This is a genomic window from Kitasatospora sp. MY 5-36 (assembly GCF_001182915.1).
Lineage (GTDB): Bacteria > Actinomycetota > Actinomycetes > Streptomycetales > Streptomycetaceae > Kitasatospora.
The window spans coordinates 1-18605 of sequence record NZ_LFVW01000192.1; the positions used below are offsets into that span (position 1 = coordinate 1).

General features: G+C 73.1%; 16 protein-coding genes. 9 read left to right on the top strand and 7 right to left on the bottom strand.

Annotated elements, in window-relative coordinates; genetic code table 11:
• Positions 1-36: 36 nt before the first annotated feature.
• Genes AE652_RS14125 through AE652_RS14135 form a run of 3 tightly spaced genes read right to left on the bottom strand, consistent with a single transcriptional unit; the run spans position 37 to position 3421 of the window.
• Positions 37-888 (bottom strand): ABC transporter permease, encoded by an 852-nt coding sequence (locus AE652_RS14125; RefSeq protein ID WP_049651696.1) that lies wholly within the window; start codon positions 886-888, stop codon positions 37-39.
• A complete protein-coding gene (locus AE652_RS14130; RefSeq protein WP_369808294.1) occupies positions 885-1865 on the bottom strand; it encodes an ABC transporter permease in 981 nt (326 codons plus the stop codon). The genes AE652_RS14125 and AE652_RS14130 overlap by 4 nt, the downstream gene beginning before the upstream one ends.
• Entirely contained in the window at positions 1862-3421 is a 1560-nt protein-coding gene (locus AE652_RS14135; RefSeq protein WP_049651697.1) for an ABC transporter substrate-binding protein, read from the bottom strand. The genes AE652_RS14130 and AE652_RS14135 overlap by 4 nt, the downstream gene beginning before the upstream one ends.
• 375 nt (positions 3422-3796) lie before the next feature.
• Between AE652_RS14135 and AE652_RS14140 the strand changes: the two genes are divergently transcribed.
• The 6 genes from AE652_RS14140 to AE652_RS14170 all read left to right on the top strand — a co-directional run bounded on the left by AE652_RS14140 (position 3797) and on the right by AE652_RS14170 (position 11011).
• Positions 3797-4786 (top strand): TauD/TfdA family dioxygenase, encoded by a 990-nt coding sequence (locus AE652_RS14140; RefSeq protein WP_049651698.1) that lies wholly within the window; start codon positions 3797-3799, stop codon positions 4784-4786.
• A 59-nt stretch (positions 4787-4845) separates the two neighbouring features.
• Positions 4846-5835 carry an ornithine cyclodeaminase family protein gene (locus tag AE652_RS14145; protein ID WP_199823096.1) on the top strand — a complete coding sequence of 330 codons (990 nt, stop codon included), beginning with the start codon at positions 4846-4848 and terminating at the stop codon, positions 5833-5835.
• Entirely contained in the window at positions 5826-7169 is a 1344-nt protein-coding gene (locus AE652_RS14150; protein ID WP_049651699.1) for an amino acid decarboxylase, read from the top strand. The genes AE652_RS14145 and AE652_RS14150 overlap by 10 nt, the downstream gene beginning before the upstream one ends.
• 49 nt (positions 7170-7218) lie before the next feature.
• Positions 7219-8250 (top strand): cysteine synthase family protein, encoded by a 1032-nt coding sequence (locus tag AE652_RS14155; RefSeq protein WP_049651700.1) that lies wholly within the window; start codon positions 7219-7221, stop codon positions 8248-8250.
• Positions 8251-8290: 40 nt separating this feature from the next.
• Entirely contained in the window at positions 8291-9733 is a 1443-nt protein-coding gene (locus AE652_RS14160; protein WP_049651701.1) for an MATE family efflux transporter, read from the top strand.
• Positions 9734-10552: 819 nt separating this feature from the next.
• Positions 10553-11011, top strand: coding sequence for a CopD family protein (locus tag AE652_RS14170; protein ID WP_049651703.1), 459 nt, complete (start codon positions 10553-10555; stop codon positions 11009-11011).
• Positions 11012-11329: 318 nt separating this feature from the next.
• Here AE652_RS14170 and AE652_RS14175 read toward each other — a convergent pair whose 3' ends face one another.
• Complete coding sequence (locus AE652_RS14175; protein ID WP_049651704.1) at positions 11330-12166, bottom strand: hypothetical protein; 837 nt, start codon at positions 12164-12166, stop codon at positions 11330-11332.
• A gap of 283 nt (positions 12167-12449) precedes the next feature.
• Here AE652_RS14175 and AE652_RS14180 point away from each other — a divergent pair, with 283 nt between their 5' ends.
• Positions 12450-13013 carry a YdeI family protein gene (locus AE652_RS14180; protein ID WP_049651705.1) on the top strand — a complete coding sequence of 188 codons (564 nt, stop codon included), beginning with the start codon at positions 12450-12452 and terminating at the stop codon, positions 13011-13013.
• A 98-nt stretch (positions 13014-13111) separates the two neighbouring features.
• Here AE652_RS14180 and AE652_RS14185 read toward each other — a convergent pair whose 3' ends face one another.
• Positions 13112-14092, bottom strand: a complete 981-nt coding sequence (locus AE652_RS14185) for a YafY family protein (protein ID WP_049651711.1) — start codon at positions 14090-14092, stop codon at positions 13112-13114.
• Between the two features lie 115 nt (positions 14093-14207).
• Here AE652_RS14185 and AE652_RS14190 point away from each other — a divergent pair, with 115 nt between their 5' ends.
• Positions 14208-15167: an alpha/beta fold hydrolase gene (locus AE652_RS14190; protein ID WP_049651706.1), complete on the top strand. Its 960-nt coding sequence runs from the start codon at positions 14208-14210 to the stop codon at positions 15165-15167.
• 116 nt (positions 15168-15283) lie between these two features.
• Here the strand turns inward: AE652_RS14190 and AE652_RS14195 are convergent, their stop codons facing one another.
• A complete protein-coding gene (locus tag AE652_RS14195; RefSeq protein ID WP_049651707.1) occupies positions 15284-16339 on the bottom strand; it encodes a beta family protein in 1056 nt (351 codons plus the stop codon).
• 221 nt (positions 16340-16560) lie between these two features.
• A complete protein-coding gene (locus tag AE652_RS14200; RefSeq protein WP_049651708.1) occupies positions 16561-17202 on the bottom strand; it encodes a TetR/AcrR family transcriptional regulator C-terminal domain-containing protein in 642 nt (213 codons plus the stop codon).
• A 58-nt stretch (positions 17203-17260) separates the two neighbouring features.
• Here AE652_RS14200 and AE652_RS14205 point away from each other — a divergent pair.
• Positions 17261-18605, top strand: a 1345-nt coding sequence (locus AE652_RS14205) for an FAD-dependent monooxygenase (RefSeq protein ID WP_053112066.1), incomplete at its 3' end; no start/stop codon positions are given.

The window sequence follows — 18605 nt, forward strand, 5'->3', positions numbered from 1 at the left end:
CGGGGGCGGGGGCGGGGGCGCTCACAGCGGGGGTGCTCACAGCGGGGTCTCCGGGGTGGGCCGGGCGGGGGCGAGGGCTTCGGCGGCGAGGTTGACGCTGATGGCGAGCAGGCCGATGGCCAGGCAGGGCGCGCCGACGGCCCAGGGGTTGAGGGTGATGCCCGCCGCGTTCTCGCGGATCATCAGCGCCCAGTCGGCCTCGGGTGGTTGGGGGCCGAGCTGGAGGAACGCGGCGACGGAGACGATGTAGACGCCTTCGACGAAGCGCAGACCGAACAGCGCCAGCAGGGTGGAGCGCAGGTTGGGCAGGACCTCGCGGAGCATCAGGTGCCCCAGCCGTTCGCCGCCCGCGGCCGCCGCCTCGATGTAGCCGGTGGCGGCGATGGGGGCGGCCGCGGCGGCGACGATGCGCACCGCGTACGGGATGCCCAGGAGGACGGCGGCGGCCGCGACGGCCAGGCGTCCCCCGGCGGGCCAGGCCAGGGCGATGAGCATGATGGCGAGGACGGAGGGCAGGAGGATCGTCAGGTCGGCGAGGCGTTCGATCCACCGGCCCAGCCGGGGCCGCAGGGCGGCGAGGATGCCGAGGGCGGTGGCGGCGGCGGTGACGACGAGGGCGATAACCAGGGCGGTGGCGATCAGGGGCGCGCCGCCGGTCAGCAGGCGGCTGAGGACGTCGCGGCCGAGCTGGTCGCCGCCGAGCGGCGCGTCGGCGCCGGCCCCGGCGTACGGGAAGGTGACCGGGGTGTCGATCGGGTGGGGCGCCAGGAACGGCCCCACGAGGGCGAGGAGGACGAGGAGCAGCGCGGGGACGGCGCGGACGAGGGCGCGCGCCGTGCGCCGGGTGGCGGGCGCGGGGGCCGCTGCTGTCGGGGCGTCGGCGGTCATCGGCGCTCCTCTCCGAGGGCGGTGGTGCGGACGAGGTCGGCCAGCAGCAGGAGCAGGCTGATGGCGGCGCCGGCCGCGGCCACGACGCCGGCGATGAGCGGGGTGTCGCGGTCGGTGATGGCTCCGGCCAGGACGGCGCCGATGCCGGGGTAGTTGAAGAGGGTCTCGACGACGACGGTGCCGCCCAGCAGCATGCCGGCGGAGGTGGCGATGCCGACGGCGATGGCGGGCAGCGCGCCGGGGAGCATGTGGTGGCCGAGGACGCGCCGGCGCGGCAGGCCGTCGAGGACGGCGGCCTGGACGTGCGGCAGCGCGGCCTGGTCGGCGAGGGCGCCGCGCACGATGCGGGTGTTCCAGCCGATCTGGGGGACGGCCAGGGAGAGCAGTGGCAGGACGAGCATGGTCCACGATTCGGGGGCACCGTCGGGGCCGGTGAGGGTGACGGCGGGCAGCCAGCCGGTCCACTGGGAGAGCAGGAGCAGCAGGGCGACGGAGACGACGAACTCCGGCAGGGCGAACGCGGCGGTGGAGAGCGCGTCGACGGCCCGGTCGGTGCGCCCGCCGGGGCGCAGCGCGGCCCAACTCCCGAGCGCGAGGGCGCCGATGGTGCTCAGGGCGAGGGCCAGGGTGCCGAGCAGCAGGGTGTTGGGGAAGGGGCCGGCGAGGACGTCGGTGACGTGCTGGCCGCGCGCGGTGGTGCCGAGGTCGCCGGTGGGCAGGCCGGTCATCCAGTCCCAGAAGCGTTCCACGACCGGGCGGTCGAGCCCGAGGGCGGTGCGGCGGGCGGCGAGGTCGGCGGCGGTGACGCCGCGGTCGGAGGTCGCGCCGGCGGCGTCGCCGGGGAGGAGCTCGACGGCGGCGAAGACGCCGGCGAGCAGGACGACGAGCATGGCCAGGCGCCGGGCGGCCTGCCGGGCGACCCGGCCCGCACCGGGGAGGATGCGGGCCGGGACGCCGTGCGGCTGAAGGGTGGTCAACGGGACAGCCAGGTCTTCTCGAGCTGGACGCGGCCGTAGCCGGGGAGCTTGGGCAGGTCGCGCACGGCGGCGCCGGCGAGGTCGATGCCGTCGGCCATACCCCACAGCAGGTAGCCGGACCTGGCGAACTCGATCTCCTGGAGCTGGTGCAGCAGCGTGCCGCGCGCGGCGGCGTCGGCGGTGCCCATGGCGGTGCGGTAGGCCTCGTCGAAGGCGGGCTCCTTGAAGCCGGACTCGTTCTGGCCGGCGTCGGAGAGCATCGTCTTGGAGGCGAAGAAGACGACCGAGTCGTTGGTGCCCCAGTACGTCGTGTAGAGCGTGCCCTTGAGCCAGGTGGCGTCCCAGAACACCTTGGAGTCCTGCTTGACGACGTTGATCTTCACGCCGGCCTCGCGGACCTGGGTGGCGAACAGGGTCGCGGACTCGGCCAGGCCGGAGATGTCCTCGGTGGTGATGAGGTCGTAGGTCCGGGAGGTGTCGAATCCGGCGTCCGCGAGGAGCTGCTTGGCCTTGGCGAGGTCGCGGGTGCGCTGGGGGATGTCCTTGGCGAGGGCGGGGTCGCCGGTGCCGAGGATGTCGTTGGCGACGCTGCCGTAGCCGGAGAGGACCTGCTTGACCATCGCGTCGCGGTCGACCGCCAGCTTCAGCGCCTCGCGCACCCGGGGGTCGGCGAAGGGGCCGTCGGCGGTGCGCATGACGATCGGCATCGCCATGTCGTTGGGGCGGCGCAGGATCTGAACGTCCTTGCGGGCCTCGGCGGTGCGGGCGGCGACGGCGCCGACGTTGGAGGCGACGTCGATCTGCCCGGCGAGCAGGGCGTTCGCCATGGCCTGGGGGCTCTCGAAGAGGCGGACCTCGACGGCGTCGAGGAGGACCTTGCCGCCGTACCACTGGTCGTTGCGCACCAGGCGGGCGTTGCCGTCGCGGTACCAGTCGAGCTTGAACGGGCCGGTGCCGGGGGCTCCGGCGATCGCGTCGTCCTTGGTGTCCTTCTTGAGGACGAAGGTGGTGAGGCGGGTCTGCAGCGGCAGGTCCGCGTTGGGGTAGTCGGAGACCAGGACGACGGTCTTCGGGTCCTCGGCCCTGATGCCCTCGGGCTGGATGCCGGGCAGGCGGCTCTTGCCGGCCGGGGTGTCGCGCAGGCGCCGCAACGACCAGACGACGTCGTCGGCGGTGACGGGGGTGCCGTCGTGGAAGACGGCGCCGTCGGCGATCGTGAAGCGCCAGGTCGTCAGGTCCTCCGACGGCTTCCAGGAGGCGGCCAGGCGCGGGACGGTGTTGGCGGTGTCCCCGGGTATCGCGAGGGTGTCGTAGAGCAGACTGATGATCAGATAGTCGCTCTCGTTGGCCTGGGTGCCGTGCGGGTCACGGGTGATCGCCGAGGCCTTGCCGAGGGCGCCGACCTTCAGTGTTCCCCCGGCGCGGGGCTGTGCGGACGCCGTACCGGCCGGTGCGGCGTCCTTGGATCCGCCCGTGCCGCTGCCGCAGGCGGCCAGCGCACCGGCCGCCCCGATACCGGCACCGGCCCACAGCAGCTGTCGTCGGGTGACGCGCACGTTCGTTCCTCGTTTCGGGTTGAGCTCGTTTTGCTTAGGCTTACCTACCCTAAGTTCGAGGCCGCCCGCAACCCGCCCGGCGGAGCGCACGCTCATCCCGGCCATGCGCTCCTCACTCTCAAAACACCGCGTGAGCAGCAGGATTGACCCTGCGCGGCCTGTGCGCCGCCACCGGAAGCCGAGACTACGTAAATGTAGACATCCGATTTGGGTAAGGCTTGCCTTACTTCGAAGTCGTTGTTACGTTCATGTCGTCCGGCCGTTCGAGCCGCCCCGGACCCACGCCCCACGCGCTGCTCCCGCCCGTCCCACACCGGTGCGGTGATGCCGCGTGCTCGCACGCCCTCTCCCGTCCCGCCCCCGGAAGGTCCCGCCGTGCCCACCTGCCCTGCCCCGGTACGCCGCCTCGACACCGCCACCGCCCAGGAACTGACCGACACCGCCGCCGAGTTGCTGGCCCGCCACGGCTCCGCCACCAGCCCCGACCTGCTGGCCGACCTGCCCGCGACCCGCACCCGACTCAGCGCGGAACTCCGGCACGCGCTGCGCCCGGTGGACACCGCCGACGGCCTGTTCGTGCTGCGCGGCCTGCGCCCCGACGACACCGAACTCGGCCCCACGCCCGGCCACTGGTCGACCGTCGGCGACGCCGGCGCGCTGTGGGACGTGACGCTGCTGCTGGTCTCCGCCCTGATGGGCACCCCGATCGCCTGGGACGGCCAGCAGGACGGCCGGTTCGTGCACAACATCGTGCCCTCGCCCGGGCACGAGAGCGAGCAGACCGGCGCCTCCAGCTCCGTCCTGCTCACCCCACACACCGAGGACGCCTTCCACCCCGGCCGCGCCCACCTGCTGCTGCTCTGCTGCATGCGCAACCACGACCGGATCGCCACCACCGCGGCCGGCGTACGGCTGACCGCGCTCGCCCAGGCCGACCTGGACCAGCTGAAGCGGCCCGTCGCGCCGATCCTGCCCGACGACGCCTACGAGCAGGCCCAGCAGTTCCCCGGACGGCCCGCCCCGGTGCCCACCCTCTTCGACTCCCCCGACGGCCTGACCATGCGCTACGACCCCGCCTACACCCCGCTGGAGGGGACGGACGAGGCCTGGCGCGGCGCCTACGAGCGCCTGGGCGAGGAGCTGGCCCGGGTGTCCGTCGCGGTGAGCCTGGAGCCGGGCGACGTCCTGGTCGTCGACAACGACCTCGTCGTCCACGGCCGCGTCCCCTTCCGGGCCCGCTACGACGGCACCGACCGCTGGCTCAAGCGCGCCTCCGTCCGGGTCGAGGACCGCCCCACCCGCCCGCTCGCCGAGCACGACGAGCACGGCTACGGCCAGGCCGCCCTCACCGCCTGGGCCTCCTGACCGCCCGCTCTCCCCCTGCTTTTCCAGACGCCGCCTCACCGAACCGAAAGGGCACCCGCGTGGACCGGGACGACACCACCCTGCGCGTACTCTCCACCAGCGACCTCGCCGGCCTGGACATCACCCTGGCCGACGTCGTCGACACCGTCGAACAGGCCTACCGCACCCTGGCCGCCGGCCGGTCCGACAACCCCCGCAAGCTCACCGTCCGGCCCGCCGACGGCCACTCCGTCTCCTACGCCATGCTCGGCCGCGACGGGGTGCGCAACGTCGTCGCGTTCAAGACCTCGTACAAGCACGGCCTGGACAAGGGCCGCGACGAGCAGCACTACTACACGACGCTGACCGTCTACGACGACGTCACCGGCCTGCCGGTCGCCATGATGGACTGCTCCCGCATCGGCTCGCTGCGCACCCCGGCCGTCTCCGCCCTGCTGGCCCGCGAGTGCGCCTCCCCCGACGCCGCCACCGCGCTGGTGATCGGCACCGGCACCCAGGGCCGCCTCGCGCTGCCGTTCCTGCTCACCACGCTGCCCGGGCTGAAGCGCCTGCTGCTCTCCGGCACCCACCCCGACGGCATCGCCGCCGTCCGCCAGGAGCTGGAGCGCCACTTCCCCGGCCGCGAGCTGGAGTTGGTCACCGACCTCGAAGCGGCCGCCCGGGACGCGGACGTCATCGTCGCCACCGCCGGCGGCCACACCCCCGCCGCCGTCGAGGCCGACTGGCTGAAGCCCGGCGCGACCGCGATCCTCGTCGGCCACGGCCTCGCCCCGTCCACGCTGCACCGCGCGGACCGGGTGATCGCCACCAGCGAGGCCCAGATGCGCGTCACCGGCACCGACATGGCCGACGCCGACGGCACCCTGCCCGCCGTCGACCTGGAACTGCCCGCCGCCGTCTCCGGCGCCTCCAACGCCCGTACCGCACCCGACCAGCGGATCTTCGCCTACAACAGCGGCCTGGTCGTCACCGACATCGCGCTCGGCCACCGCTTCGCCCAACTCGCCGCCGACCAGGGCCTGGGCACCGAGGTGGACCTGTGGCGCTGACCCTGCCCGCCCACCCCGACCCCCTCGCCGAGCGCCTCCACGCGAGCGGCCTGCTCCACGAACTCGCCCACGGCCTCGGCGGAGGGTTCCACTACCTGCTGCCCGAGCGCTTCGACGCCAACCTCGCCGCGTTCCGCGCCGTCCTCGCCGACACCGGCGTGGACGGGCGGGTCTACTACGCCAAGAAGGCCAACAAGGCCGCCGCGTTCGTCGAACACTGCGCCGCCACCGGGGCCGGGGTCGACGTCGCCTCGCTCGGCGAGCTGCGCGAGGCGCTCGGCCACGGCGTGCGCGGCGAGGACCTCGTCGTCACCGGCCCCGCCAAGTCCGAGGCCCTGCTGCGCATCGCGGCCCTCCAGGGCGCGCTGATCGCCGTCGACGCCCTCGACGAACTGGAGCGCGTCCTGCACCTGGACGTCCCCCGGCCCGTCCGCCTCCTGCTGCGCCGTCACCCGCCGGCCCAGCCCCGCAGCCGCTTCGGCCTCGACGACGACCAGCTGGACGCCGCGCTGTCGCGCTGCGCCGCGGCCGGTGAGCGGGTCCGGATGGAGGGCTTCAGCTTCCACCTGTCCGGCTACGAGGTGCGGCCGCGCACCGACCTCGCGGGCGAACTCGTCGACCTGTGCCTCAAGGCCCGGGCGCTGGGCCTGCCGGCGGACCGGATCAGCATCGGCGGCGGCTTCGCCGTCGACTACGTGCCCGCCGACGCCTGGGAGCTGTTCCTCGCCGAGCAGGAGCCCGGGCACTACCACGGCGGCCGGACGTTCACCACGGGCGACTTCTACCCCTACCACTCCCCCGTCGCCGGGGCCGACGCGCTGCGCTCGATCCTCACCGGCCGCCCGGGCGGGCAGGGGCCCGACCTGGCCGAGCGGCTGCGGGAGGCCGGCGTGACGCTGCTGCTGGAACCCGGACGCGCGCTGCTCGACCGGGCCGGCTCCTCCGTCTTCGTCGTCCAGGGCGTCAAGGACCGGGCCGGATACGGCATCGTCACCGTCGACGGCACCAGCCTGAGCCTGTCCGAGCAGTGGTTCAACAGCGAGTACCTGCCCGAGCCCGTACTCCTGCCCCGCTCTCCCGGCCAGCCGGCCGAGGAGTACCGGGCGTGCGTCGGCGGCGCCAGCTGCCTCGACTCCGACCTCCTGACCTGGCGCAAGATCCCCTTCCCCGCCCGGCCCCGGGTCGGCGACCTCCTCGTCTACCCCAACACCGCCGGCTACCAGATGGACTCCAACGAGTCCCCCTTCCACGACCTCCCCCTGCCGGCCAAGGTCGTCGTCCAGCACGAGGACGGCCGACCGCGCTGGCGCCTCGACCGCCGCCCCGCCCTCTGATCCCACTGATCCGACGCCGCCCACCGCGCTCACCAGAAAGCCCCCCGCCATGACCGACGCCCTGCACCGCCCCCCGGTGGTCACCCGGATCTCCGACCTCATCGGCTACACCCCGCTGTTCGAACTCGCCCGCGCCGACAACGGCGCCCGCCTGCTCCTCAAACTGGAGATGTTCAACCCCACCGGCAGCGCCAAGATCCGCATGGCCCGGCAGATGGTCCTCGACGCCGAGGAGCGCGGACAGCTGCGCGAGGGCGGCCACATCATCGAGTCCACCTCCGGCAACACCGGCCTCGGGCTGGCCGTGGTCGCCGCCGAACGCGGCTACCGCTTCACCGCCGTCGTCGACAACCACGCCGCCGCCGACAAGCTGCGCGGCATGAAGGCCATGGGCACCGAGCTGGTGTACGTCGACGCGGACACCGACGGCGAGGAGCTGCACACCGCCGCCCGCGAGGAGCTCGCCGAGGAGATGGCCCGCGGCAAGGACAACACCTTCTTCACCGAGCAGCACAACAACCCCAGCAACGCGGTCGGTTACCACGCGGTCGGCCGGGAGATCGCCCAGGCCCTGGACAACCGGGTCGACGTGCTGGTCGGCGCCGTCGGCACCGGCGGCGGGCTGTGCGGCACCGCCCGCGAGCTCAAGGCGTACGTGCCGGACGTGACGGTCGTCGGCGTCGAACCGAAGGGCTCCATCGCCTTCGGCCCGCCCGCCCACGACTACTACCAGTCCGGCACCGGCACCCCCGAGGGCGCCACCATCGGCCTGCTCGTCGACTACGACCTCATCGACGAGGGCGTCAAGGTCGGCGACATCGAGGCCTTCGCCACCGCCCGCGTCGTCGCCCGCCGCACCGGGCTGCTCATCGGCGGCTCCGCCGGCGGCGTCGTCCACGACGCCCTGACCCGCCTGACGACCCTGCCGCCGGACGCCGTTATGGTCGCGTTCATCAACGACGGCGGGGAGAAGTACCTGGACACCGTCTTCAACGACGACTGGATGACGGCCCGCGACCTCCTCGACGAGGCCGTCGAGACCGACATCGACGAATCCCTCGGCAAACTCCGCAGGCCCTGACACCTCCAGAGACGTGACACCCAGAGACGTGACACCCACCATGCAGCAGCTGACCACCCTGGCGCGCGACAGCCGCGCGCTCGCCGCCCTCGCCGTACCGCTCGCCCTCACCCAGCTCGCCCAGGTCGCCCTCACCACCACCGACACGATCATGATGGGCGTCCTGGGCACCGAGGCCCTCGCGGCCGGCGGCCTCGCCCTGGTGATCTTCAACCAGCTCCGCACCATGGGCGTCGGGCTGGTCACCTCCGTCGGCAACCAGGTGGCGGCCGCGGCGGCCCGGGCCGAACGCGCCGGAACCGCCGAGCCCGCTGGAACCGACGCCGACGCCGACACCGACGCCGCCGACCAGGAAGTCCGGGGCCTGGTGCGGGCCGCGATGGCCGTCGCCACCCTCGCCGGACTGGCCGGCGCCGTCCTGATGGTCCTCATCGGCCAGGCCGCCACCTGGCTCGGCCAGGACGCGGAGGTCGCCCACCGCGCCCAGGGCATGCTCGCCGCCCTCGCCCCCGGCCTCGTGCCCTGCCTCTGGTTCCAGGCGATCCGCCAGTTCACCGTCGGCATGCGCCGCCCCCAGGCCCTGCTGCGGATCACCCTCGCCTCCGTCGCCGTCAACGCCGCCCTCAACTGGGCCTTCATCCACGGCACCTGGGGCCTGCCCCGGCTCGGCCTCACCGGCATCGGCGTCGCCACCAGCAGCGTCTACCTGCTGTCCTTCCTCGCCCTCTACGCCTCCGCCCGCCGCGACGACCGGCTGGCGCCGCTGCTGAGCCTGGACTTCTGGCGCGCCGACGCCGCGACCGTCCGCCGCCTGCTCGGCCTCGGCACGCCGATCGCCGCCACCTACGGCTCCGAGGCCGGGTTCTTCTCCGTCACCGCGCTGCTCGCCGGCAGCTTCGGCCCCGCCGCGCTCGCCGCCCACACCGCCGTCAACCAGCTGATCTACATCGTCTTCCAGGTCGCCGTCGGCCTCTCGCACGCCGCGTCCATCAACGTCAGCCGCGAACTCGCCCTCGGCGAGTACGCCGCCGCCCGCCGCATCAAGAACACCGCGCTCGCCTGCGGCGCCGTGGTGATGACGGTCGTCGGCACCCTCTACCTCGCGCTCCCGGACCTCGTCCTGCGCCCCTACTTCGACCCCAACGCGCCCACCGACCAGCAGGGCCTGGAGATCGCCACCGGCCTGCTCGTCGTCGTCGCCGTCCTGCAGTTCTTCGACTGCGCCCAGAACATCGGCGTCGGCCTGCTGCGCGGCCTCGACGACACCAGGAGCGGCTTCCGCATCACCCTCGTCGGCTACTGGGCCGTCGGCCTGCCCGCCTCCTGGCTCCTCGCCTACCCCCTCGGCGGCGAGACCCGCGGCCTCTGGTTCGGCCTGCTGATCGGCCTCGCCACCACCGCGGTCCTCCTGCTGCGCCGCTACGGCCGCGCCCTCACCGCCAGGGCCGCCACGGCACCCGACGCCGTCGCCGCCGGAGCCTGACAGCCCGTCGGCGGTGCCTGACAGCCCGTCGGCGGTGCCGGAGGACGGGTGCCACCCCGCCCGCCCTCCGGCGCACCACCCTGCTCCGCATCCACCCACCACCACGTGAGACTCCCCCATGCACGCTGCCTCGCTCGCCGCCACCGCCACCCCGTACGTCCTGCCCCCGCTGTGGCGCCTCCTGACCAAGGCCGGCTACTTCCTCGGCCTCAGCGCGGCCATCGGCACCACCGTCACCTACGCCACCACCGTCCGCCCCGCCCTGCGCGGCGCGGACCCCGACGACTCCAGGGTCCTGCGCGCCAGGGCCGCGACCTGCCTGGCCGCGTCCGGCGTGGTCCTCCTGGTCGCCGGCTACTTCCAGCTCGCCGCCCGCCTCGCCCGCGCCGGCAAGGGCATGCCCTTCGGTGACGCCCTCGCCCCCGGCAGGCTCTGGGACTACCTCCAGGCCCCGGCCGCCAAGGGCGCCTGGATCGCCCAGGGCACCGTCTACCTCGTCCAGAACGCCGTCCTGGCCGCGACGGCCGTCCTGCTGGCCGCCCTGTTCGTCCCGGCCGTACGCCGCCACGTCGACGCGATAGCGCTCACCGCGCTGCCGGTCGCCCTCGCCGTCACCCTGATCGCCGCCGTCCCGACCACCACCCCCGCCGGGCTCGACCGCTGGCTCGACCTCCTCCTCGACCAGGCGCACATCGTCTCGGGCACCGTCTGGCCGGCGGCCTCGCCCTGCTCGTCGCCCTCGCCGGCACCCGCGGCCGGCTCGGCACGGGCGCCGGCCTGCTGTGGGCGGACCTGTGGCGCCGCTTCAGCCTGGTCGCCATGGTCTGCGTCGCCGCCGTCACCGTCTCCGGCCTCTGGCTCAGCTGGAAGCACGTCGGCGCGGTCTCCCAGCTGTGGACCACCGGCTACGGCCTCGCCCTGCTCGTCAAGGTCCTCCTCGTCCTCGGCCTCGTCACCGCCGGCGCCTTCAACCAGTTCTGGCTGATGCCCCGCATCGCCCACGCCCGGCGCACCGACGACACCTCCTCCCTGCTCCACCTCACGCTGCGGCACTTCCCGAAGGTCGTGTGGGGAGAGGTCGTCCTCGGCGTCGCCGTCCTGGCGGTCGTCCCGTTCATCACCGGATCGGCGCGCGCCGAGGCCTCGGACGCCAAGGCCGTCTCCTCCGGCACCGTCTTCGCGGCCGGCGCCGCCCTCGTGCTGGCCCTCGGCGTCTCCCTCTACGCCACCGCCAAGGCCTCCGACGCCCTGGCCCGCCGTCAGGGCGCCACCGCCTGACGACGAACGTGGGGCCGCCGACCCGGGTCGGCGGCCCCACGTGTCCCTTACGCCCGCGCGCCGTCGACCCGGGCACGAACCAGGCAGCGGCAGTCCGGAGGCGGAGACGCCGCCCCCGGGCAGCGGACCGGACGCACCCCGGCATGACCCGCGTCATCGCCGACATCTCGGTTTCCCCGGACGGCTTCGTCACCGGCCCCGACCCCGGACCGGACAACGGCCTGGGCACCGGCGGCCCGGCCCCGCACGCAACGCCCGGGAGGCCAGGAGGGGTTCACGTGCGGGGCGCCGCTCGGATACGGGTGGCGGGTGCCGGGGTCAGCCCGCGGCGCAGCCGCCGTTCCGGCAGTCCTGCCAGGGGCCCCAGGGGCCGCCCGGAGCCTGCTCGGAGATCTGGGCCGTCCACGACGTGGCGTTCCACATGTGCGCGAGCACCGTCAGCCGCCCGTCCGCCGACTGCGTGACGGAGGAGGGAGTGGCCACCCCCGCCGGGAGCGGGCCGGATCCCAGGTCGCTCCAGGAGCCCCAGACCCCGGGGGCGCTCTGCTCGTTGACGTACAACCGCGGGCTGCCCGAACCCTGGTAGACCTCGAAGAAGGCCAGCGTGCCGTCCGCCCGCTGGAAGGCCACCGGTGGCCCGAAGAACCTCGGCACGCCCGCCCCGGCGGGGCCGAAGGGCTCGGGCGCCGACCACGGACCGTCCGGGCCGGCCTGGTGGATCCGTACCAGGACCGACGACTGGTATCCGATGGTGAACACCTCCAGGGCGCCGTCGGCGTCCGCGGCAGCGGTGAGCACCAGGTTCTGGAAGTTGAGGCTCATGCCGCTGACCTGGCTCCAGGCGCCGAACGGGCCACCGGGGGCGGACTGCGTCTGGTACCAGATGGTCTGGCCGGTGGCGTAGTCGGTCGAGAAGACCGCGAACCGCGCCTGGGTGCCGTCGGGACGGGTGACCGTGGTGGACTGGCCCTCGGTGCCCGGGGGAGTTCCGGTGTCCCTCGGCAGGCCCGTCTCCGCGTCCGGTGCGGCGAGCACCGACGCCGGTGCCCCTGTCCGCACCTGCGCCTGCGCGGTCGGTGCGAGGAGGCCCACCGCACTGATGAGTGCGGCGCAGACGGTGGCCGCCGCCGTGAATCGCCGTGGGCTCTTCGGCATCGCTGGTTCCTGCCTTCCGATCGGTCGTCGAGGCCCGGCCGGGCGGGGCGCGGGCTGCCGGCCATCCTGCCCGCCAGGGCGACGGGTTCGGGCGCCCGCACCCGGGAATGGCCTGAACACGCGGGCCGCACCCGTACACCGTGGAGTCCACGGCAACCGTCCACTCCCCCCGGCCCACCGCATCGTCGACCTGGACGTGTTCCAGCAGCTTCGCCCAGGTCTCGGATTGTCGCACCCGACGGGTTCAATGGAACCGACGAGACGACCGACGGGAGCACCGCGCATGGAACCAACCTTCTTCTCAAGTCCTGAGGAGTTCCGGGACTGGCTGGAGGAGCACCATGCGACTGCCTCCGAATGCCGGGTGGGCATGTGGAAGAAGGGAACGGGCAAGCCCACCCTGAGCTGGTCGGAGGCGGTCGACCAGGCCCTGTGCTACGGCTGGATCGACGGCCGGCAGAGCCCGATCGACGACTTCTCCTGGACGATCCGGTTCACCCCGCGCAGGCCGCGCGGCAACTGGAGCCAGGTCAACCTCCGCAAGATCGAGGAGCTGACCGCGCAGGGGCTCATGCGGCCGGCCGGCATCGCGGTGTTCGAAGCCCGTGACCGGGGCCGCGAGGAGAAGCCGGTCTGGGAGTTCGAGGCGGCGCAGCTGGCTCGTTTCCAAGCGGAACCGCGGGCGTGGGAGTGGTTCAGCGGGCAGGCGCCGTCCTACCGCAAGTCGGCGATCCACCATGTGATCAGTGCCAAGCGGGACGAGACTCGGGAGCGGCGGTTGGACCAGCTGATCGCCGACAGCCTGGAGGGGGTGCGGCTCAAGCCGTTCCGGCGCCCCGGAACCTGAGGGCCCGGCAGACCCGCCGACTCGTGACCAGGCGACTGCCGAACGGACGAACCCACCCTGTTGAACGGAACTGTTCTCGAAGCCCTGCCTCGTCCGCTTCAAGACGGGTGAAGGTCTCCGCGGGTGCGCGGCCGGCCGTATCGTTCGACGAGGGCGTTGCCGATCGAGGCCAGGTGGTCTCGCACACCCGGAGGGCCGGTCACCTCGACCCATTCGACCAGCCCGGAGAGCTCGCCGGCGAGGATGTACTCATTGGGGCCGCGGATCACGACCTCGATGCGGCCATCGGTCGTGGAACCTCCCACGTCGAGCCGGTCGCCGAGCGCCATCCGGAGTATGCCTATCCCGTCGGGTGTGCATACCGCCTGGACCTCCAGCGGCGTTCGTTTGCGATCGACCTCTTCGGCGATCTCATTCCAGCTCTCGGCAAGGTCGAAGTCCCCGGGTCGGTGCACAGGGTCGCCGGTCGGGTCAGCGGACGACACGCGGTCGATCCGGAAGACCCGTCGGCCGGTCCCGGTGTTGGAGACGAGGTACCACACAGGACCTTTGGCGACGATGCCCAGCGGGTGGACGGTTCTCCGGGTTTCGACGCCTTTGCTGTCGACGTAGCCGAGCGACACCTGGACGCCGCTGATCACCGCGTCCTGGAGTTCGTCGAGGAAGCGCGGCGGCCGGTGCTCGATCCGGCTCGCCCCCCATCGCTGCGGGTCCACGACCAGCGACGCCGCCGCTGCCTCGGCCTGCACCTGGAAGGGCTTCGGCAGGGCATGGACGAGCTTGCGCAGGGCTGCCTTCATCGCCGGCGTCGCATCCGAGGCCGGACCGACGGCCAGGAACAGGGCGCGGGCCTCACTGGCGGTCAAGCCGGACAGGTCGGTACGAGCGCCGCCCACGAGGCGCCAGCCGCCACCTCGGCCCTGTACGGAGTACACGGGCACCCCGGCCATGGCCAGGGCGTCGAGGTCGCGGCGGGCGGTGCGCTCGGAGACGTCCAGCTCTCGGGAGACCTCTGCGGCTGTCACCTGCTCGCGCCGTTGGAGCAGGAGGAGTACGGCCACCAGCCGATCGGATCGCATGCTGACAAAAGTCTCATGGAAACCGGTCATGGGGTGACCGGTTTGGGGAGCACGATGGCGACATGGCCTCATCGAGGAGGTCGACCGCCGGCGAACGCCCCAGAGAGGAAATGCAGTGTTCAATCCAGCAGAATTTCCCGAGCCCACCCTCGTCCAGGTCAATGGTGTGGAGCTCGAAGTCTTCGAGGCAGGCCGAGAGAACAAGGGCAAGCCCATCGTGCTCTGCCACGGCTGGCCGGAGCACGCCTTCTCCTGGCGTCACCTGATGCCCGTCCTCGCAGCGACCGGCTACCACGTCATCGCACCGAACCAGCGGGGCTATGGCAACTCATCCCGCCCGACCGAGGTGACGGACTACGACATCGAACACCTGACGTGTGACCTCGTCGCGCTCCTGGACCACTACGGCTACGAGGACGCCACCTTCATCGGCCATGACTGGGGTGCGTTCGTCGTCTGGGGGCTGACCCTGTTGCACCCCGACCGGGTGAACAAGCTGATCAACCTGAGCCTGCCTTACCAGGAGCGCGGAGAAACGCCGTGGATCGAGGTCATGGAGACCTTCCTCGGCGGCGACTTCTATTTCGTCCACTTCAACCGGCAGCCGGGCGTCGCGGACGCCGCATTCGATGCCAACACCTCCCGGTTCCTCCGCAACCTCTACCGGAAGAACGTGCCCCCCGCATCCCCAGAACCGGGCATGGCGTTCATCAACCTCGCCAAGGCGGAAACAGCACTCGGTGAGCCCGTCATGAGCGACAGCGACCTGGCCGTCTACGTCGCCGCGTTCGAGACGTCGGGATTCACCGGCGGCATCAACTGGTACAGGAACCTCGACCGCAACTGGCACCAGCTGGCGGACGCGGACCCGATCATCAAGCAGCCCGCCCTCATGATCTACGGCGACCAGGACTTCGCGATCCCGAGGTTCGAAAGACTGGCAGAGTTCGTGCCCAACGTGGAAGTGGTCGGCCTGGACTGCGGTCACTGGATCCAGGAGGAAATGCCGGAAGAAACCAACCAGGTGATTTCGGAATGGCTGGAGCGGCAGGGCTGGAGCCTGTCCGACAAATGATCACCGAGCGGGTGCATTGCTCGGTCCAAATTGCCTTGCCGTCCTGACGTCGGCCAGTAGGCGTCACCCGTAGGCGTCACCCGTAGGCGTCACGGCCCCGCGTGCGGGCGGCACCGTCAGGGCCGTCCCCGCTCCGCGATGGACCGGGTGACGGCGGCCAGGTGGTGGGAGGTCTCCCAGGCGCGCCGCTGGCTGGGGCCGCCGGGACCGGCCGCGAGGCCGTCGGCCCGGAGGCGGATCTCACCGTCCCCCCAGGACAGTTCGTCGTTCGTCCGACCGCCGAACCAGACCTCGGCCCGGGTGAGTTCGCGGCACAGCCGGAGCGTGTCGATCCCTGCCATGCCGACGGCCCGCACGACGTGCCAGTGCCGCCCGCTGGTGTAGCGCAGGTTGACGGGTGCGGCTCGCACGCGGGCGGGAGCGGGCGGCTCGGGGTGGGTGACGCCGTGGTCGCCGAAGTCGGGCGGTCGGCCTCCGGCCCGTCGGGCGACGCGCTCCCAGAGGTCGAGGTCGTGGCGGCGCAGCGCGGTGAGGACGTGGGGCGTGACGCGGCGCAGGGACGGCGGGAACGCGCCGCCGGCGAGCGCGATGCGCCGCCAGGGCAGTGCGCGGGCCCAGGCCAGGACCTCGGTTGCCCGTGGCACGAGGCCGGTGACCGTGTCGGCGTCGGGGAGGTAGCCGGCGTCGAGCAGCAGGTCGGTGTCCGGCGGCTTGAGCACGACGGCGTCGAGGGTGCGGCGGACGTCCTCGGTCAGTTCCCGGGGGCCGTGGGGCAGGTGGTTGAGGTCGACGCGCAGGCACCCTCCGGCGCCGTGGGCGAGCTGGGCCTGGCGGGTCTCGTCGAGGGAGCCGTCCGGGTCGGTGGTGCGGAAGGCGGGGACGAGCGTGTGGAGCCACTCGCGGAAGGCGTCGCTGAGCCAGCGCATCGCGTGGCCGCGGAAGCCGGTCCCCACGGCGCCGTACTGCCAGAGCTGCCCGCAGTCGACGGTCACGGTGAGGTTGCCGGGCAGGTGGTCCCCGGCGTGGTCGGCGAAGGTCTGCACGACGTCGGCCAGGCGCTGGTCGGGGTGGACTTCGAGGAGCGGGCGGATGCGCGCCTGGACGTCGGCGCTGATGTTGCGAAGGGCGATGAACTCGCCCGCCTTGCCACGCAGGATCGGTACGTACTCCATCGGCATCCCCCTGCTGACGGTGGCGCGTGCGTTACCCGGGGTTACTGTCGCCCCGCCAGTGTGCGACGCCCGCCGCCGTCGCACCAGGGCGCGCACCCGGCGCAGCGGGCGGGCGTTCACCACCGGCGTCCACCGGAGCGCGGTGTCGAGTCCGTGCCGCATGACGAAAGCCGGACGGCCTGCCGGTCGTCGTGTCCGGGCCCCGCCGCCCGGAGCCCGCGTCACCCCTCCTCGGCCTCCCGGAGGGGGCGCAGCAGCTGGTCGAGGCCGAACTCGAAGCGCTCGTCGAACGCGGTGTCCTCCATGTGCCGGGCCACCCGGTCGAGCGCGGGGTAGCCTCCGTCGGCGAGTGCGGGGCCGAGGCTGTGCTCCTCGTCGGAGGCGCGGAGGGCCTGTTCCTCCTGGGTCAGGCCGAGCGTCAGGTACTGGATGCTCCAGAACGTCCAGGCGGCCCGGCGTTCGTCGAGTCCGGTGCTGAGCAGGGCCGCCACGACGTGGTCGGCGAAGCCGAGGGTCGCGGGCTCGGCGGCGTAGGTGCCCGCGACGACGGCCGCGCCGTCGCGGTGGGCGAGCAGGCTGCGGCGGTAGCGGCGGGCCAGTTCGCGCACGCGCTCGGCCGGGGCCTCGGGCAGGTCGGAGAACCGGACCTCGGCGACGATCGCCTCGGCCATCAGCTCCAGCAGCCGCGCCTTGGTCTTGGCGTGCCAGAGCACGGTGTTCATCCGTACGCCGAGGCGTTCGGCCGTGCCGCGCAGGGACACGGCGTCGGCGCCCTTCTCGTCGAGCAGTTCGAGCGCGGCGTTCACCACGGCGGTCGGGTCGAGCCGGGGCCGCGCGGTGGCCCGGGGTTGATTCTTGGTCACCGACCAAGTGTACTGGAGGAGCCATCGTTGGTCAGTGACCAAGAAAGGGGGCTTCGCCATGTCCGAAGCCACGCACACCAGCACGCACGCCCCCGCCCCCGCACCGGACACCACGCACCAGGTCGTCATCGCCGGCGGCGGACCGGTCGGCCTCTGGCTCGCCTGCGAACTGCGGCTCCACGGCGTCGACGTGACCGTGCTGGAGACCCGGGCCGAGCCCGACCCGCACTCCCGCGCCCTCACCGTCCACCCGCGCAGCCTCGAACTGTTCGCCGCCCGGGGGCTGGTGGCGCCGTTCCTCGCCGAAGGCCTGCGGGTGCCCAGCGGACACTTCGCCTCGCTCACCAGCCGGATGGACTTCTCCCGGCTGGACACGCCCTACCCGTTCACCCTCGCCCTGCCGCAGGCGCGCACCGAGGAACTCATCGCCGCCCACGCCGAGGCCGTCGGCGTCCGCCTGCTGCGCGAGCACCGGGTGACCGGGCTGACCCGGCACGAGGACGCGGTGACCGTCGACGTCGACACCCCGGCCGGGCCCCGGCAGTTGCGCGCGGCCTACCTGGTCGGCTGCGACGGCAGCCGCAGCACCGTGCGCACCGCCGCCGGCATCGGATTCCCCGGCACCGCCGCCACTCGCTGGGCCTGGATGGCCGACGTCGTCCTCGACGCGCCGCCGGCCGCGCACTCCGTCTCCAACGAGCACGGCACCGTCATGGTCTTCCCGCTGCCCGACGGCCTCCACCGGGTGGTCGGCAACGACGCGCGGAGCGTCCGGGAACGGCCCGAGACCCCCACCGTCGAGGAGCTCCGCGCCCGGGTGCGCCGGATCACCGGCACCGACTACGGCATGCGCGACCCGCGCTGGATCTCGACCTTCGGCAACGCCACCCGCCAGGCCGAGCGGTACCGGCACGGCCGGGTCCTGCTCGCCGGTGACGCCGCCCACACCCACTTCCCCGCCGGCGGCCCCGGCCTCAACGTCGGCCTCCAGGACGCCGGCAACCTCGGCTGGAAACTCGCCCAGACCCTCGCCGGCACCGCCCCCGACGGCCTGCTCGACAGCTACCACGCCGAACGCCACCCGGTCGGCGCCGAGCTGCTGCGCAGCACCCGCGCGCAGACCGGCCTGATGACCACCTACACCCCGGAGAACCTCGCCATGCGCGACCTGCTGGGCGAACTCATCACCGGCGTCCCGGAGTTCTCCGACACCCTGGCCCTGCGCTCCGCCGGGCTCGCCGTCACCTACCCGCCCGCCGACCCGTCCGGCGCCCACCCGCTCACCGGCACCCGCGCCCCCGACCTCGCCGTCCACGGCGGCGGCACGCTGCTGCCCCTGCTGCGCCGCGGCCGCTACGTCCTGCTCGACCTCGCCACCGCCCCCGGCGCCCCGTCACCGCTCG

Bases quoted from the DNA above. Each gene is read 5' to 3' on its own strand.
- AE652_RS14180 (WP_049651705.1), top strand. From the start codon at position 12,450: ATGGAACCAACCTTCTTCTCAAGTCCTGAGGAGTTCCGGGACTGGCTG.
- AE652_RS14160 (WP_049651701.1), top strand. From the start codon at position 8,291: ATGCAGCAGCTGACCACCCTGGCGCGCGACAGCCGCGCGCTCGCCGCC.
- AE652_RS14195 (WP_049651707.1), bottom strand. From the start codon at position 16,339: ATGGAGTACGTACCGATCCTGCGTGGCAAGGCGGGCGAGTTCATCGCC.
- AE652_RS14125 (WP_049651696.1), bottom strand. From the start codon at position 888: ATGACCGCCGACGCCCCGACAGCAGCGGCCCCCGCGCCCGCCACCCGG.
- AE652_RS14185 (WP_049651711.1), bottom strand. From the start codon at position 14,092: ATGCGATCCGATCGGCTGGTGGCCGTACTCCTCCTGCTCCAACGGCGC.
- AE652_RS14170 (WP_049651703.1), top strand. From the start codon at position 10,553: ATGGTCTGCGTCGCCGCCGTCACCGTCTCCGGCCTCTGGCTCAGCTGG.
- AE652_RS14175 (WP_049651704.1), bottom strand. From the start codon at position 12,166: ATGCCGAAGAGCCCACGGCGATTCACGGCGGCGGCCACCGTCTGCGCC.
- AE652_RS14155 (WP_049651700.1), top strand. From the start codon at position 7,219: ATGACCGACGCCCTGCACCGCCCCCCGGTGGTCACCCGGATCTCCGAC.